Raw genomic sequence first — 16,303 nt, 5'->3', positions numbered from 1 at the left:
TAACAAGATCAAAATACTGGCACTTTGGAGTCTGTGTACATGGGTCGTTTTTTGCCTCACCCAGATGATGTTCCTGTTCAGATCACCCCTCGCAAGCACCCTGCCCTTTCGCGCCAGAAGCTGAACACTATCAGCCTGGGTGGTGTTGCGTGCAACAGTGACAGAGGCTGGAGGCGCGGCACGGCGGTTGACATGTACATGCCCACCCTGGGTGAAACCGCCCACTACCCGGGCTATATCGCCTGGTGTGAAAAACACGCCGACAGCTACCGCGTCGGTGTGGCCTTTACCGATGACCAGACCCTGTTTGGTGCGCGCATGGGTGAGCAGGTGTGTCAGATCGAACACTATTGCCGCCAGCGCAATCAACTCAACCTGCCCTTCGAAAACAAGGATGCGCTGGCCCTGGAGTGGGTCAACCTGCACGCTCCAGAGTTTTCCCAGGAAACTCTGGAGCAGGCCCTGGCACAACCTGCGCTGGATTAAACCGCTGTGTGCCCATTGTCGAATAACCGCTTAACGCGTTAAGGTTCCGCTCCCCGATGCGCTCAATCAAGCTGTGCTCCGCCGCACGGGGATCGCTGGCGGCCGGCACCCGTGACCTGACGAGTAACACGATGGCTGATTTACCGATCGACGACCTTAACGTTGCCTCCAACGAAACCCTGATCACACCTGAACGCCTCAAGCGCGAGATCCCTCTCAGCGCTACAGCGCTGCAGACCGTGAACAAAGGGCGTGAGGTCATTCGCAACATCCTGGATGGCAAAGACCATCGCCTGTTCGTTGTCATCGGGCCTTGCTCGATCCACGACCTCAAGGCGGCTCATGAATACGCTGAGCGCCTGAAGGTACTTGCGGCTGAAGTCAGCGACACGCTGTATCTGGTCATGCGCGTTTATTTCGAAAAACCCCGCACCACCGTAGGCTGGAAAGGCCTGATCAACGACCCGTACCTGGACGACTCGTTCAAAATCGAAGACGGTTTGCACATCGGCCGTAAGTTGCTTCTGGACCTGGCCGAAATGGGCCTGCCAACCGCCACTGAAGCCCTTGACCCGATTTCTCCACAGTACCTGCAAGACCTCATCAGTTGGTCTGCCATTGGTGCGCGCACCACCGAGTCGCAAACTCACCGCGAAATGGCCTCAGGCCTGTCTTCGGCAGTCGGCTTTAAAAACGGCACCGATGGCGGCCTGACCGTTGCGATCAACGCCTTGCAGTCGGTGTCCAGCCCGCACCGTTTCCTGGGCATCAACCAGGAAGGGGGCGTGTCCATCGTCACCACCAAAGGCAACGCCTACGGCCACGTGGTATTGCGCGGTGGCAACGGCAAGCCGAACTATGATTCGGTCAGCGTGGCGCTCTGCGAGCAAGCCCTGACCAAAGCTAAAATCACCCCGAACATCATGGTCGATTGCAGCCACGCAAACTCCAACAAAGACCCGGCGCTGCAACCGCTGGTGATGGAGAACGTGGCCAATCAGATCCTTGAAGGTAACCAGTCGATCATCGGTCTGATGGTTGAAAGCCACCTGAACTGGGGCTGCCAGGCGATCCCTAAAAACCTTGAAGACTTGCAGTACGGTGTCTCGATCACCGATGCCTGCATCGACTGGGCAAGCACTGAAAACACCTTGCGCAGCATGCACGCCAAGCTCAAGGACGTCCTGCCCAAGCGGGCTCGCGGCTGATTTTAAGCGCACACAAAAACGCCGGGCTAGCCCGGCGTTTTTTATGGAATGCTATTTCAGGTTTTAGCCTGAGTGCGCTTGTGGCGCTCCATATAGCGTTCAACGTAGGAACACGAAGGAATCACCTCGTAGCCCATTTTTTCGGCGTAATCGAGCGCCTGCTCGGTCAACGCGGCCGCAATGCCTCGCCCACGCAACGCGTTGGGCACAAAGGTGCGGTAAATATCCAGAGTCTGCTTACCCAAATCCATGTAGGTCAGGTAGGCACGGTGACCGTCGACAGTGGTCTCAAACTGGTGACCTGCCTGGTCATGGTGGATGGACAGCGCCTCGCTCATCATTACTCCTCGCGGGTCTTGGACTGTGACCTCTACCTTACTCATGTTTTTGTGCCGAGGGAACCCAGATACTGGCCCTGTGTCATTGCCGTGACACAGCAACCGGAACAGCTTCTGCAACAGGCACACAGACAACGGCAGGCACGCCGACAGGCAAAATTAAGAATAGTCGCTCTCGCAATTGATGCTCAGTGTGTGCTCGCACGCAAAAGACTTATCTATGACGCAGGCGCCCTCTTGAAGTCACTTCACGCGGTCTTTATATTTGCAAGCCGCTTGCTCAAGACGACCAAAGACGGGCAGTTTTCTCGGACACAATCTGTTAAATCTAGCCCATTGGCATTGATTGCCAAATATTTTTTTTGGTTCTTGCGCTAGGTCAGTTTACTTACTACAAGTAATGGGTAGTATGTACGCCGGCTGTTTCCTCATGTTGAAGGAGCAGCTTTAATTAGAAAGTCCTTGAAGGGGAACACGATGAACAACGTTCTGAAATTCTCTGCTCTGGCATTGGCCGCAGTTCTGGCTACCGGTTGCAGCAGCGTATCTAAAGAAACTGAAGCCCGTCTGACTGCAACTGAAGACGCAGCAGCTCGTTCCCAGGCTCGTGCTGACGAAGCCTACCGCAAAGCTGACGAAGCTCTGGCTGCTGCTCAAAAAGCACAACAGACTGCTGATGAAGCTAACGAACGTGCTCTGCGTATGCTTGAAAAAGCTAGCCGCAAGTAATAGTCCTTCGGGATTATTATCGAAGCCGACCCATTTTTATGGGTCGGCTTTTTTTATGCCTGCTACCAACTAAGCAGGCAATAAAAAACCGCCAGGGCGTTAACCGTGGCGGCTGTTTTAGTGCCTGAGTGGTTACTGAACGTAGTCCAGCGACTGACCCTGTTGCACCGCGGTGTTGGCCACACCGATCTCCTGGGGTATGCCGGTTTCGGCACCGACCACAGGGAACGCTTTGTCTTTGTCGATCTGGATGACCTTTTCCAGGTCTTTATGCTTAAGCAGGAAGTTGATAAAGCCTGCGTACTTGTTCTGCAGATCTTCCTGAGTCAAATGCGACTTGTCACTTTTGGCTAGCAAAGAGCCATCTTTGACATTTAACGGCTCATGCACTTCAAGGAATACCTTGCCGCCGCTTACACCGAGTTTGTACGGTTCGTTGATGATGCGAACCGGCGTACGCACCGGCACCATTTTGGCCAGCTCAAGCACGTTTTTGTTCAGCATGCGGAAACAGCCATGGCTGGTGCCCGTGCCGATACCGAACTTGGCGTTGGAGCCATGAATCAGGTAACCCGGCATGCCCAGGGTGAACTTGAACGGCCCCAGCGGGTTGTCCGGCCCTGCCGGCACAACGTTAGGCAGCGGATCGCCATTGGCGGCGTGTTCGGCCTTGATCGAAGCAGGAGGCGTCCAGGTCGGATTTGGCGTTTTGGCCGTGACCTTGGTCAGGCCCAAAGGCGAGCCCCAGCCTTCACGGCCGATCCCCAACGGAAAGGTGTACACCTTGTTCTGGCCTTTGGGGAAATAATACAAGCGGTACTCGGCAAGGTTGATCACGATGCCTTCGCGCTTGCCCGGCGGCAGGATGAACTGGGTCGGCAACACAATATCGGTGTCAACGATCGAGCCATCAAGGTTCTTTTTGACGGGCAGCCAGGCATCTATACCGGGGTTGGCAGCAATCATTTCGGAATAGCCCAGTTCGTACTGGTTGCCAAGGTCCGAGAAGGAGTCTTCGTATTTGCCCTTGATGACTTGCACCTGCCCGACCACGTCTTCACCCGGTGGCGGCAGCGGAAATTCAAGCGCATGAACGGGACCCGCAACACACAGTGCGGCAACTGACAGATAACGGGTGACAGCAGGTAAGCGCGAGAACATCCGGAAGACCCTTCGCATAATCAACAGGGGACAAAAAAGAGAGTGTACACGCCACCTCGAAAAGCCGGGAGGCGGCGTATTGAGTCTTAAGGTTTCAGACAGGTTACATCACAATTCAAAGCGCAATTCGGGCCAGATCGGCTCAGTGCCGCGGCGCTGAGACTCAATGATTGCACGGCACAGCGGGCAAAGCCGGTGATCCTGAAACACCTTGCGCGTGACATCCGACCAACGCGGCTGCGCAGGCAGCAATGAACCACACAGGGTGCGGTCAATCGTGCCACCCAGCTCCAATTGGCGCGTGACCAAATGTACCCGTACCTCCTGGCAGGCGAACAAATCGAGCTGCTCATCGGGCTCGATCAGTTGATAAGCATATAAAGACCAGGCAGGACGCGACATCAGGGGCTCCAAATCGGGGGGGCGCCACATTAGCCGAAACCATGCCACTAGAAAAGCATCAAAGCAGTGGTTTTAGGGTTGGCCACACATTATCGAGCAAACGGCCCTGTGCATTGGCCTTCGGATGCAGGCCATCGGCCTGGATAAACTCGGGATGCCCGCCGACGCCCTCCAGGAAAAACGGCACCAGCGCAACCTTTTTCTCGCTGCCCAGATCGCTATAGACCTTGGCAAAAGCGTCGGTATAGCGCGGGCCATAATTGGGCGGCAACAACATGCCCAACAGCAGCACTTTGGCACCCGCTTTTTGCGAGTCGTCGACCATCGCGGCAAGATTTTGTTTCAATTGTGCAGGCGGCTGGCCGCGCAGCCCATCGTTGGCGCCCAGCTCAATAATCACCACCTGCGGCTTATGCTCCGCAAGCAGCGCCGGTAACCGCGCGAGCCCGCCTGCGCTGGTGTCGCCGCTGATCGAGGCATTGACCACCTGGTCGTCGTAGCCTTGCTCCTTAAGCCGTTGCTGCAGCAAAGAAGCCCATCCCAGACGGGTATCCAGGCCTAAAGCCGCGCTGATACTATCGCCGACGATCAAGATTGTTCCTGCAGCTGCATTCTGCGCTATACACATCAGGGCTAGAGCAGCACTTAAAAACCACGTACGCATTGGATTCTCCATGGGCGAAAGTATTCTCACCGCGCAGAACCTTAGCAAAGTGGTTCTCAGCGCGGAAGGCGAGTTAACCATCCTGCACCCCTTAAGCCTGGAACTGCGCAAAGGCGACAGCCTGGCCATCGTCGGCGCTTCCGGCTCGGGCAAATCCACCCTGCTCGGCTTGCTCGCAGGGCTGGACCTGCCCAGCCAGGGTGAAGTCATTCTGGCCGGGCATGCACTCAGCACCCTCGATGAAGATCAGCGGGCTCGCGTGCGCGCCGAACACGTTGGCTTCGTGTTCCAGTCATTCCAACTGCTCGACAGCCTTAACGCACTGGAAAACGTTATGTTGCCGCTGGAGCTCGATGGCCGCAAAGACGCCCGCGAACAGGCGCGGCATTTGCTTGAACGGGTCGGCCTGGGCCAGCGCCTTAGCCACTCACCGCGCCAGTTGTCGGGCGGCGAGCAGCAACGCGTTGCCATCGCACGGGCCTTTGCCGCCAACCCGGACGTGCTGTTTGCCGACGAACCCACAGGTAACCTCGACAGCCACACCGGAGAGCGCATTACCGAGCTGCTGTTTGAGCTGAACAAAGAACAGGGCACCACACTGGTACTGGTGACCCATGACGAACGTCTGGCCCATCGCTGCCGACGCCTGATCCGTCTTGACGCCGGCCATCTGGTCGGCCCTCTGGAGCCTTGATGGCACGTTTGCCGCTGGTCCGTCTGCTCAGCCTCGCCCTGCGCCAACTCCTGCGTGATGCACGCGCCGGCGAGTTGCGCGTGCTGTTTTTTGCCGTACTGGTGGCCGTCGCTGCCAGCACCGCCATCGGGTACTTCGGCGCTCGCCTCAACGGCGCGATGGTTTTGCGCGCCACCGAGTTCCTGGGGGCCGACCTGGTACTCGAAGGCAGCTCACCGGCACGCGAAGAGCAAATCCGCGTGGGCAACGAACTGGGGCTCAAACACGCGCAAATCGTCGAGTTTTCCAGCGTAATTGCCACAGACAACGGCATTCAGCTGTCCAGCATCAAAGCCGCTGATGACGCCTACCCCCTGCGCGGCCAACTCAAAAGCGCCGCCCAGCCTTACGGCGAAGAACAGCCCGGCGGCGGGCCAAAGTCCGGGCAGGCCTGGGTTGAGCCGCGACTGCTGACGGCATTGGATCTCAAGGTCGGTGACGACATTGATGTCGGCTCAAAAACCGTCAAGATCACCCGTGTTCTTACCTACGAACCCGACCGTGCCGGTAACTTTTACAGCCTGACCCCACGGGTCCTGATCAATCTGGATGACCTGCAAGCGACCGGCATCGTACAACCCGGCAGCCGGGTCAGCTTCCGTGAGCTGTGGCGCGGCGAAGCACCGGCGCTACAGTCCTACCGTGACGTCATCCAGCCGGGCCTTGAAGCCAACCAGCGCTTGCTCGACGGGCGTGATGGCAACCAGCAAATCGGCGGCGCACTCGGCAAGGCCGAACGCTATCTGAACATGGCCAGCCTGGTAGCGGTATTGCTCGCCGGGGTAGCGGTTGCCCTGTCTGCAACCCGCTTTGCCAATCGGCGCTTTGATGCCAGCGCACTGCTGCGCTGCCTGGGCTTGTCCCGCCGCGAAACACTCTGGCTGTTCAGCCTGCAACTGGCGATGCTCGGGCTGCTGGCCAGCGTGACCGGCGCCCTGCTCGGCTGGCTGGCGCAACTGGGGTTGTTCGCCTTGCTGCACGACTTGCTCCCGAACGATGTACCTCCCGGTGGCGTGATGCCCGCACTGGCCGGCATGGGCACCGGGCTGGTTGCACTGGCCGGTTTCGCTCTGCCGCCGCTGGCCGCCCTGGGCCGTGTGCCGCCGCTGCGCGTTTTGCGCCGTGACATTCTGCCGATCCCGGCCAGCACCTGGACCGTTTACGGGGCCGCCTTGCTCGCGCTGGGCCTGATTATGTGGCGCATGAGCCTGGACCTGGTGCTGACCTTCGCCCTGCTCGGCGGCGGGGTGATTGCGGCATTGATACTCGGCGGCCTGTTGCTACTGGGCCTCAAGGGCCTTCGCCGTGGGCTGGCCCGCGCCTCCCTGCCTTGGCGTCTGGGCTTGGGTCAACTGCTGCGCCAGCCTCTGGCCGCAGCCGGACAGGCTCTGGCGTTTGGCTTGATCCTGCTGTCGATGGCGCTGATTGCCTTGTTGCGCGGCGAACTGCTCGACACCTGGCAAAACCAGTTGCCCAAAGATGCACCCAACTACTTTGCACTGAATATCTTGCCCACCGACAAGGACGCCTTTGGTGCCCGCCTGCACGAACTCCAGGCCCAGGCTGCGCCGATCTACCCGGTGGTGCCGGGGCGCCTGATCAGCATCAATGGCGAGCCGGTGCAAGAGATCGTCACCAAAGACTCCAGCGGCGACAAAGCCGTACAGCGCGACCTGAGCCTGACTTGGGCCGCCGACCTGCCTGAAGGTAATGAATTGACCGCAGGCCAGTGGTGGTCAGCGCAACCGCCACAGGGTGTGCCTGGGGTGTCGGTTGAAGCCAAAGTGGCCGAAAGCCTGAAACTCAAGCTGGGGGACCATCTGGTGTTTACGGTTGCCGGGGTCAACCGTGAGGCGCAAGTCACTAGTTTGCGCAGCATTAACTGGGACAACTTCCAGCCCAACTTCTTCATGATCTTCCAGCCCGGCACCCTGCAGGACTTGCCGACCACCTACCTCACCAGTTTTTACCTGGCCCCGGGTCACGACACGCAAATCATTGAGCTGTCGCGCAGCTTCCCGGCGGTGACCATCCTGCCGATTGATGCCTTGCTCGAACAACTGCGCAGCATTCTGGCGCAAGTCACCATCGCCATTGAGTACGTGCTGTTGTTCGTGTTGGCGGCGGGGATGACGGTGCTGTTCTCCGGCCTGCAATCCACCCTCGACGAGCGCATCCGCCAAGGTGCCTTGCTACGGGCCTTGGGAGCCGAACGCCAATTGCTGATCAAGGCCCGGCGCATCGAGTTTGGTTTGCTCGGTGCCACCAGCGGCTTGCTCGCGGCGCTGGGCGCAGAGCTGGTCAGCCTGGTGCTGTACCGCTATGCCTTTGACCTGCCCTGGCACCCGCACCCATGGTTGTTGCTGCTACCGGTGGTCGGCGCCGTTATGGTTGGCGGCGCCGGGGTGTTCGGCACCCGCCGCGCCCTCAATGCCAGCCCGCTGACAGTGCTGCGCGAGGGCTGATAGACTCGCGCCCTTCTCTGCCAACGGAATGACCATGAGCCGCTATCGCCCCCCCCGCCCTGCTGGCACCGCGCTGATCACCCCGGAAGGTGAAGCGCGGATGCGCGCCGAACTGCATGAGCTGTGGCATGTGCGCAGACCACAGGTCACGCAATCGGTCAGCGAAGCAGCGGCACAAGGCGATCGCTCGGAAAACGCTGAATACACTTATGGCAAAAAGATGCTGCGCGAGATCGACAGCCGCGTGCGTTTTCTTACCAAACGCCTTGAAAGCCTGAAAGTGGTCAGCGAAAAACCTGGCGACCCGAACAAAGTGTATTTCGGCGCCTGGGTCACGATTGAAGATGAAGACGGCAAACAGTCGCGCTACCGCATCGTCGGCCCCGATGAGCTGGACCTTAAACAAGGCCTGATCAGCATCGACTCACCCCTGGCCCGCGCCTTGATTGGCAAAGCGCTGGATGCCGAAGTTCGGGTACAAACCCCGACCGGCGAACAGTACGTGTATATCGTGGCTATTGAGTACCCCTGATTAACAGCGCCGCTGTTTATCCGAGGCATTTCTTACAAACAGCGTGGCTGTTGTCTCATTGAGCGTTAAGCCCACGAAACTAAGCTGAGGACTACAAACCACTTACATTATTTAATGGAATAAATTAATGAAACTTTTAACCCGCCTCTTCGCAGCACTTTCATTGAGTGTGCTCGTCACCACCTCAGCAATAGCCCAAGAGCCAACGCCAGCAAGTGCAAACAGCTCCGACTGGACTGAAGCTGAGGTAAAACGGCTACCAGGCAACGGGCCCTATCTCTACAAAGACTGCATCACACCATTTAGCGGGCATTGGGTGCAAACATTGCCGTTTCGTTCGACTTACTCGACGGCAGAAGAGCTAATGGCCAACACACCTTTTAAACAATGCGTGAAGTTTGGATGGTCGTCTTATCACCAGTTTGAAACTTGATCCGTTTCAGCTTTGCCTGTTAAGCAAAGCTGATGGGCGCTGTTCATTAACGCAAAGTAATCAAACCCTGGCGGGACACGCGGATAAGGTTGCGAATGACCAGCTCGGCATTATCGGCTGAAGGCGACTGAATCACTGCCAGGTCAAAACTGTCGGCGGCAAAACGCGTCAGTTCGTCACCGACCTCAACAAACTGAATCAAAAACGCTGAAGTTTGCCCTTTGCGACGCGGCCAGCCGTCCAGATAACGCAGCAGCGTTGGCTGATGTTTACCGCCCAGGAGGATTTTTGGGTTGCGCGAAGTCTGATTGGCCGTGATCGGCGCCAGACGAACGAAAGGACGTGGTTGAATCATGTATCGGTTCTCCGCCTCAAGGTTCTGCGTGGCAGGTGAGAGGCAACACCGAACCAGCGCTTTAGCGGTATTTCGAGCGTCTTTTGACACCCTGGCGCCCCGCAAGTAGCTGTTTAAATCGGCGCAAGAAACATCCTAGATAAAGCCGCTTACAACTGTCAAGAATCATATGCCACGAAAACCCTGCCCCAGACGCCCCCATGAATTCATGCACGCTTAGATGAAGAATGCGCCTGCGCCTGGTTGAATTCGATTAATTGAAACCCCGCCGTCATAATCCCTTGTTACGCTGCCGCCGAAAATGTTTTGTAACAGTTAACAGGACCCCGTAATGAGCGACGAAAAAGACAAGGACACTCAACTCCCTGCCGATGCCAGCCGCCGTCGCTTCCTCGCAGGTGCAGCCGCGCTGGGTGTCGGGGCGGCGACCTTGAACGTGTATGCAAACACCCCGCACGACACCCCCGTCGCGGCTGAACCGCTAACCCCGACCGAACTGGACAAAAAGCTCCACGAGCAGGTGAAAACCATCGTGGTGATTTACGCCGAGAACCGCAGTTTCAATAACTTGTTCGCCAACTTCCCGGGTGTCGAAAAACCTTTGTCGGCGCTCAAACCGGCGGACTATCAGCAGCGCGACCGCGATGGCAGCCTGCTCAACACCTTGCCACCGGCCTGGGGCGGCGTCTTGCAGGTAGGCCCGCAAACGGTTGACGGTGTCACGTATCCGCAAGGCGTGCAGTTCCAGGAAAACCTGCCCAACGCACCATTCGCCCTCAAAGGCCCGAATCAGGAAGATCTGCCGTTGAGCTTGGTAACCCGTGACCTGTGGCACGTGTTTTATCAAAACCAGATGCAAATCAACGACGGCAAAAATGACCAATTTGTGGCCTGGGGCGACTCCGGCGGTTTGACCATGGGCCATTACGCGCAGTCGCAATATTCCCTGCGCTTGTGGGATGTCGCCCGTGAATTTGTGCTGTGTGACAACTTCTTCCAGGGCGCTTTTGGCGGCTCGTTCCTCAACCACCAGTACTTGATCAGCGCCGCCGTGCCGGTTTATCCGGACGCCGCCAACTCTGTGGCCAAGAGTCAGATCGCTACCCTGGAAGGTGACGACCCTAAAGGCACCCGCCTCAAGCCATTGGAAAAATCGCCCCAAAGCGCCATGACCGGCGCCCCGCAATTTGGCCCCAGCGCGATCACACCTGACGGCTACGCGGTCAACACCATGGCCCCGCCCTACTGGCCGACCTGGATTCGTGACCCCGAGCGCCCGGACTACTCCAAGCCCGACCTGCCCAGCGTGCTGGTGCCGCAAAACCATGAACACATTGGCGACAAACTGAGTAAAAAGAACATCGACTGGGCCTGGTACGCCGGTGCCTGGCAAGCCACGCTCGACGAGTACAAAGACTCCGGCGGTATCCCCAAGATCCCGAACTTCCAGTACCACCACCAGCCATTCAACTACTTCACCCGCCAAGGCCCGGAACACCCGGCTGAACGCAGCAAGCGCCTGCGTGATGGCGGCTTGGGCGACGAAAGCAGCAGCAACCGCTTCCTCGCCGATGCCGAAGCCGGCAAGCTGCCAGCCGTGTCGTTCTACAAACCTCAGGGCAACCTCAACCTGCATGCCGGTTATGCCGACGTGGCGTCGGGCGACCGACACCTGGACCGCGTGCTCAAAGTGCTGCGCAACAGCCCGCAATGGGAAAACATGGTTATCGTGCTGACTGTGGACGAGAACGGCGGCTGGTGGGACCACGTTGCCCCGCCCAAGGGCGATCGCTGGGGCCCGGGTACACGCATCCCGGCGTTGGTGGTGTCACCCTTCGCGCGCAAAGGCACGGTCGACCACACGGTATATGACACGGCGTCGGTCCTGCGCTTGATCACCCGCGTGCACCAACTGGAAACCCTCGACGGCCTTAAACACCGTGACGATGCCATGAAAGCCCGCGGTCAAACGCCCATGGGCGATATGACCAACGCACTGATGTTCTGAAACTGACCCGCCAGAAGCAAAAAATCCGCAGCCCTTATACCGGGCTGCGGATTTTTTATGGCCTGCGAAAAGCTCGCGTTTAACTCGCGATGGCCCGATCAGCCGACAGCTTGCCAGCACCTTCAAGCAACACTGCCAGCGTGCCGCCGAGCAAGGCCAGGGCAAACTCATAGCCGTTGTTGGCCATAAACAGCCCGTTGTGGATGTGCACCGAGAAGATCGCCACCAGCAAAGTGAACGACAAGCCCAAGGCCGCCGGGCGTGCCAGCAAACCGATAATCAAGGCCAGCCCGCCAAAGAACTCAGTCCCGCCCGACAACAGTGCCATCAAGGTGCCCGGTGCCAGACCGATGCTTTCCATCCATTGTGCGGTGCCCGCCAGGCCGCCCCCACCAAACCAGCCAAAAAGCTTTTGCGAGCCGTGGGCCGCGAAGATGATGCCGACAAACACCCGCAAGACAGTTAAGCCGTAGCCGGCACGGGTGGCGAGAACAGTCTGGATCAATTTGCTCATGGTGCGTTCCTTCAAATCAGGTTGGGAATGGACGCCATATTAATCAGTTTTTATAATGTTAAAAGTCGAATAAACCCCGCATTACAATCGAATTATTCGATTACTTGCGAGAGGCTACCCGTCCTGCTGCCGGCTCCAAAGAGTCGCGCTCGCGGTCGAATGCCAAATAGTATTTATTCACGCTATTAACATAGCTGACGGCGCTCATGCCCATCTGTTCCATGGCAATACGCTCTACCTGAAAAAACCATTGATTGGGATTCAAGCCCCGTCGCTTGGCCTCTGCCCGCATGGCCTGCACCCGCTCAGGGCCCATGTTGTAAGCCGCCAGTACAAAGGCCATGCGCTCACGTTCGTTGAGTTTGGGGCTGGAAAAAAATTTACGGCGGATCATCGATAAGTACTTGGCACCGGCCTGCACATTGTTATCGACATTTTTGATGTCATTGACCCCGACTCGTTGTGCCGCCGAAGGGGTAATTTGCAGCAGCCCCGTCGCGCCACCCGAGCCGCGTGCACCGGGATCCAGGGCCGACTCCTTGAAGGCCAGCGCGGCCAGGTTCAACCAGTCCATACCCTGTTGCCGTGCATGTTTTTGCAGCACCGGTCGCAGTTTTTCGAGTTTTTGCCGGTCCGTTTTGGCCAGCGGGTAATGCACCCGGTACAAGCCTCGGTAAACCTTCTCAAACGCCAGATCCTGATTGGACGGGGCTTTATAACTGGCCAGGAACTTGTCGACACTGGCGTGCAACATGGCAGCATCGCGGCGTACAAACCAGCGCATCGCAGCCGGCTCGCTGATCAGCACCTGACGATCAAAGCGCAGCTTGGGCATCAGCGTGGCCCAACGTTCGGCAATCGGCTTTTCGACAATGGTCAGATGAAAGATCCCGGCCTGCACCATCTCCAGCACATCTTCCACCGCCAGGCTCGGGTCGACCCACTCCACCTTCACCGGGGGCAATTTGCGCAACGCGAGTTTTTGATTGATCAGGCTGATGGACTCACCGGCCGCGCTGCCCGTGGTCAATGCCACTGTGCGCCCGGACAGTTGCTCAAACCGGGTAAAACGCCGCTCGCCCTTCTTCCCGACCAGCAACAACGGCACCCGATCGACCACAGGATCACTCGGGCTCACCGCATGGCTGGGCTTGACGTCCAGCAACTCACCCGGCGCCATCAAGTCGCCTTCGCCACGCATAAGCGCACCGAGTAACTGGTCCTTGGCCTTGGGGATAATCTTGAGAGTGATTTCGTGCCCGTCGCGGGCGTTGGCATTCAGGTACTGCTCGAAAGCGCGCAGGCGATGGTATTCAACACCGATGTCCTGGCCCTGCACTTCGCCGGAGCTGTTGCGGCTTTGATTCACCAGCACACGCAACACCTGGCTGCTGCGAATCTGCGCCAGATCGCGGACCTGGCTTGGCTGCCCGACTTGCAGTGGCCCAGCCAATCGCGCCATTGCCGGGAGCGGCAACAGCAACAGGCACAGCGCAATCAATAACGTAGGTCTCGTCATCCGTTCTCCGGAAAGAATACAGTCCCGCGCCGCATCGGATTACCCGACGGTCGGTCACCCCATTGGGGGAATTTCAGCGCTGGAAACAGAGCGCAATACAGCCAATGCACCCTGAAATGAAAAAGGCATTGCGTTGTTGCGGCATTCAAAGACAACCATAACCGTCTGTAGTTCTTGGTTTTTCTTATAAAACTACAGCTCTGATATGCTTCACGGCCTGTGGCCTGAGGTAGAACCATGCAACTCATCGATATCGGCGTCAACCTGACCAACTCCAGTTTCGACGGTAAGCACCAAGCCGTGCTGGACCGTGCGTATGCTGCTGGCGTTGCCCAACTGGTCCTCACCGGCACCAGCGTTGAAGGCAGCGAACAGGCCTTGCAACTGTGCCGCGAGCTGGACGAAAACGGCCAACGGCTGTTCGCCACGGCGGGTATTCACCCGCATTCGGCCAGCGACTGGAACGGCGATAGCACCCAGCGTCTGCGGGCCTTGCTCAAGGAGGCGAACGTGCGGGCCGTGGGCGAATGCGGGCTGGACTTCAACCGCGACTTCTCGCCGCGTGCACAACAAGAGAAAGTGCTGGAAGAGCACTTGGCGCTGGCCGTGGAGCTGCAACTACCGGTCTTCCTGCACGAGCGCGACGCCAACCAGCGTCTGCTGGAAATCCTGCGCAATTACCGCGACCACCTGCCGGCAGCGGTTGTGCACTGTTTTACCGGCGAGCAGCGGGCATTGTTCAGCTACCTCGACCTGGACCTGCACATCGGCATTACCGGCTGGATTTGTGACGAGCGCCGCGGCACCCACCTGCACCCGCTGGTCCGCGACATCCCGCGTGGCCGCTTGATGCTTGAGAGCGATGCGCCGTACCTGCTGCCGCGCACCTTGCGCCCCAAGCCCAAAAGTGGCCGCAACGAACCGGCCTACCTGCCTGAAGTGCTGCGCGAAGTGGCCGTGCACCGCGCCGAGTCCGAACACGACCTGGCCGCCCACACTACCGCCTGCGCCCGGGCGTTCTTCGGGTTGCCGATGCTGGACGCATAACCCAAATCTGTAGGAGCGAGCTTGCCTCGCGATCTCTTCATCTTGCTAATCCGGGTCCGCTTTGTGCCAGATGGCTTGACCCATATCAACATTGTCTTCATAAAGTAGCGGCACAATGATGGCACCTTGCCAATATTGTGTTCGCCACATCAGAGAAGACCTTCCATGGGTGCCTGGCTTAGCAACATCTCGCTTAAATACAAATTCTGGGCTGTGAATGCGGTGGCCTTCGTCACCACGTTGCTGCTGGTGCTGTACGCCGTTCAACTCGAACAGCAATCACGCAGCAACGCCGCCCACGCCAATGCCAAGGCTCAGGCGCACCTGCTCAGCGTGTGGCCGGCCAATCAGCCACTGCCCGAAGCCCAAGACCTGCTGCCACTGGTGCCCGACACCGTGCCGACCGTCAACGGGCAGCCGTTGCCGCAATTAAGCGACGCCAATGGTTGGGTATCGCTCAATCACATGCCAGTGTTCGGGCAAAACCCGCTGTCCGGAGCCGAGGTGGTCAGCCGCGAGAATGGTCAGAAGGTCGCCGTGCTGGCCTATGCGCCTAGCCTGGCGCAAGTGTTCATCGAACGTTTGCCCAATTATGCGGCGGCCGTCCTGGTGCTGATGCTGGCCATGCTCTGCGCCTCTCAACTGTTGATCCGTTTTCTGCTCAGCCAGCTCAACACCCTCAAGGACGTGATGCTGCACGTCGAAAAAACCGGCGATTTGTCGGCCCGTGTGCCGTTGGCCTGCAACGATGAGGTCGGCCAGATGGCCAGCGCCTTCAATGCCATGCAGGCGGGTTATCAGCGGGTGGTCAACACCGTGGCAGACACCGCCGCGCAACTGGATGCCGGGGCCGCGCGCCTGGCCAGCAGCATGAACGAAGTGCAACACGGTATGCTCGGCCAGCAAAGCGAGACGGACCAGGCCGCCACGGCCATCAATGAGATGACTGCCACGGTCCATCACATCGCCCAACACGCAGGTGCCACCCGTGATTTGTCGCAAACCGCCGACGACCTGGCCGGCAGCGGGCAGCAAGTGGTCAGCCGCGTGCAAACCTCCATTGCCAACCTCTCGGATGGCGTGCAAAAAACCGCCGAGATGATTCAGCAACTGGCCCAGGACAGCCAGCAGATCAATAGCGTGGTCAGTGTGATCCACAGCATCGCTGAACAAACCAACCTGCTGGCGCTCAACGCCGCCATCGAAGCCGCCCGGGCGGGCGACATGGGCCGTGGCTTTGCCGTGGTGGCCGACGAAGTGCGGCACTTGGCCAAGCGCGTGCAAACCTCTACCGACGAAATCACCACGATGGTTTCAGCCTTGCAGGCCGGCACCCGTGACGCCGTGGACTTTATGCAAGAAAGCTCGTTCAAGGCCGACGATTGCGTGCAACAGGCTCAGGAAGCAGGCGCAGCCTTGGCCGAGATCACCCACGCGGTAGCGCAAATGCGCGAAAGCAATACGCAAATCGCGGTCGCGGCCGAGCAGCAAAGCCAAGTAGCCGAAGAAATGAACCGCGCCGTGGTCAGTATCCGTGATGTCACTGAAGACACCGTGCAACAAACCGTCGATTCGGCCACCACCAGCAATCAGTTGGCGACCCTGGCCGGAGAGCTGAACCGGGCCATTGGTCAGTTAAAGCTATAAGGCCTATAGCCAGAGTTGATTCGCCGTTCGCCCGGCTCGCCCCTATTCTTGGCTCATCCGGT

The 16,303-nt window shown here is 58.5% G+C and carries 17 protein-coding genes; 10 read left to right on the top strand and 7 right to left on the bottom strand.

The features are described from left to right. Positions 1-39: 39 nt before the first annotated feature. Together ACJJU9_RS07625 and ACJJU9_RS07620 are read left to right on the top strand one after the other, a co-directional pair. Positions 40-486 (top strand): PilZ domain-containing protein, encoded by a 447-nt coding sequence (locus ACJJU9_RS07625; protein WP_407730372.1) that lies wholly within the window; start codon positions 40-42, stop codon positions 484-486. Between the two features lie 131 nt (positions 487-617). Further along, positions 618-1,694 carry a 3-deoxy-7-phosphoheptulonate synthase gene (locus tag ACJJU9_RS07620; protein WP_048368800.1) on the top strand — a complete coding sequence of 359 codons (1,077 nt, stop codon included), beginning with the start codon at positions 618-620 and terminating at the stop codon, positions 1,692-1,694. A 56-nt stretch (positions 1,695-1,750) separates the two neighbouring features. Here ACJJU9_RS07620 and ACJJU9_RS07615 read toward each other — a convergent pair whose 3' ends face one another. Then, complete coding sequence (locus ACJJU9_RS07615) at positions 1,751-2,032, bottom strand: GNAT family N-acetyltransferase (protein ID WP_048368625.1); 282 nt, start codon at positions 2,030-2,032, stop codon at positions 1,751-1,753. Between the two features lie 477 nt (positions 2,033-2,509). Here ACJJU9_RS07615 and oprI point away from each other — a divergent pair, with 477 nt between their 5' ends. Further along, the gene (oprI, locus tag ACJJU9_RS07610; protein ID WP_003172710.1) at positions 2,510-2,761 is read left to right on the top strand and encodes an outer membrane lipoprotei OprI; all 252 of its coding nucleotides are present in this window, start codon (positions 2,510-2,512) and stop codon (positions 2,759-2,761) included. 132 nt (positions 2,762-2,893) lie between these two features. Here the strand turns inward: oprI and ACJJU9_RS07605 are convergent, their stop codons facing one another. The 3 genes from ACJJU9_RS07605 to ACJJU9_RS07595 all read right to left on the bottom strand — a co-directional run bounded on the left by ACJJU9_RS07605 (position 2,894) and on the right by ACJJU9_RS07595 (position 4,988). Then, positions 2,894-3,922: a L,D-transpeptidase family protein gene (locus tag ACJJU9_RS07605; protein WP_407730371.1), complete on the bottom strand. Its 1,029-nt coding sequence runs from the start codon at positions 3,920-3,922 to the stop codon at positions 2,894-2,896. A 108-nt stretch (positions 3,923-4,030) separates the two neighbouring features. After that, entirely contained in the window at positions 4,031-4,324 is a 294-nt protein-coding gene (locus ACJJU9_RS07600) for a hypothetical protein (protein ID WP_003446817.1), read from the bottom strand. A 58-nt stretch (positions 4,325-4,382) separates the two neighbouring features. Next, a complete protein-coding gene (locus ACJJU9_RS07595) occupies positions 4,383-4,988 on the bottom strand; it encodes an arylesterase (RefSeq protein WP_048391475.1) in 606 nt (201 codons plus the stop codon). Between the two features lie 10 nt (positions 4,989-4,998). Here ACJJU9_RS07595 and ACJJU9_RS07590 point away from each other — a divergent pair, with 10 nt between their 5' ends. The 4 genes from ACJJU9_RS07590 to ACJJU9_RS07575 all read left to right on the top strand — a co-directional run bounded on the left by ACJJU9_RS07590 (position 4,999) and on the right by ACJJU9_RS07575 (position 9,151). After that, complete coding sequence (locus ACJJU9_RS07590; protein WP_048368628.1) at positions 4,999-5,682, top strand: ABC transporter ATP-binding protein; 684 nt, start codon at positions 4,999-5,001, stop codon at positions 5,680-5,682. Beyond that, the gene (locus ACJJU9_RS07585) at positions 5,682-8,186 is read left to right on the top strand and encodes an ABC transporter permease (RefSeq protein ID WP_407730370.1); all 2,505 of its coding nucleotides are present in this window, start codon (positions 5,682-5,684) and stop codon (positions 8,184-8,186) included. Before ACJJU9_RS07590 ends, ACJJU9_RS07585 begins: the two co-directional genes overlap by 1 nt. Before the next feature lie 34 nt (positions 8,187-8,220). Next, positions 8,221-8,718: a transcription elongation factor GreB gene (gene greB, locus ACJJU9_RS07580; protein ID WP_048391472.1), complete on the top strand. Its 498-nt coding sequence runs from the start codon at positions 8,221-8,223 to the stop codon at positions 8,716-8,718. A gap of 127 nt (positions 8,719-8,845) precedes the next feature. Further along, positions 8,846-9,151: a hypothetical protein gene (locus ACJJU9_RS07575; protein ID WP_407730369.1), complete on the top strand. Its 306-nt coding sequence runs from the start codon at positions 8,846-8,848 to the stop codon at positions 9,149-9,151. A gap of 46 nt (positions 9,152-9,197) precedes the next feature. Here the strand turns inward: ACJJU9_RS07575 and ACJJU9_RS07570 are convergent, their stop codons facing one another. Then, entirely contained in the window at positions 9,198-9,506 is a 309-nt protein-coding gene (locus ACJJU9_RS07570; RefSeq protein ID WP_153357415.1) for a class I SAM-dependent methyltransferase, read from the bottom strand. Positions 9,507-9,837: 331 nt separating this feature from the next. On the opposite strand from ACJJU9_RS07570, the gene ACJJU9_RS07565 reads away from it, so the two are divergent. Further along, positions 9,838-11,514: an acid phosphatase gene (locus tag ACJJU9_RS07565; RefSeq protein ID WP_407730368.1), complete on the top strand. Its 1,677-nt coding sequence runs from the start codon at positions 9,838-9,840 to the stop codon at positions 11,512-11,514. 79 nt (positions 11,515-11,593) lie between these two features. On the opposite strand, the gene ACJJU9_RS07560 is transcribed toward ACJJU9_RS07565, so the two are convergent. Together ACJJU9_RS07560 and ACJJU9_RS07555 are read right to left on the bottom strand one after the other, a co-directional pair. Next, on the bottom strand, positions 11,594-12,028 hold the full coding sequence (locus tag ACJJU9_RS07560) for a DoxX family protein (RefSeq protein WP_153331806.1): 435 nt from the start codon (positions 12,026-12,028) through the stop codon (positions 11,594-11,596). Between the two features lie 100 nt (positions 12,029-12,128). Beyond that, positions 12,129-13,547, bottom strand: coding sequence for a transglycosylase SLT domain-containing protein (locus tag ACJJU9_RS07555; protein WP_153374045.1), 1,419 nt, complete (start codon positions 13,545-13,547; stop codon positions 12,129-12,131). A gap of 237 nt (positions 13,548-13,784) precedes the next feature. Between ACJJU9_RS07555 and ACJJU9_RS07550 the strand changes: the two genes are divergently transcribed. Together ACJJU9_RS07550 and ACJJU9_RS07545 are read left to right on the top strand one after the other, a co-directional pair. Next, positions 13,785-14,594, top strand: a complete 810-nt coding sequence (locus tag ACJJU9_RS07550; RefSeq protein WP_407730367.1) for a TatD family hydrolase — start codon at positions 13,785-13,787, stop codon at positions 14,592-14,594. Between the two features lie 165 nt (positions 14,595-14,759). Continuing rightward, the gene (locus ACJJU9_RS07545) at positions 14,760-16,241 is read left to right on the top strand and encodes a methyl-accepting chemotaxis protein (RefSeq protein ID WP_407730366.1); all 1,482 of its coding nucleotides are present in this window, start codon (positions 14,760-14,762) and stop codon (positions 16,239-16,241) included. Positions 16,242-16,303: the final 62 nt, after the last annotated feature.

The sequence above is a fragment of the Pseudomonas helleri genome (genome assembly GCF_045830615.1).
GTDB lineage: Bacteria > Pseudomonadota > Gammaproteobacteria > Pseudomonadales > Pseudomonadaceae > Aquipseudomonas > Aquipseudomonas helleri.
The sequence above is the reverse complement of the archived record's forward strand: the minus strand, read 5'-3'. Positions and strand labels throughout refer to the sequence as shown.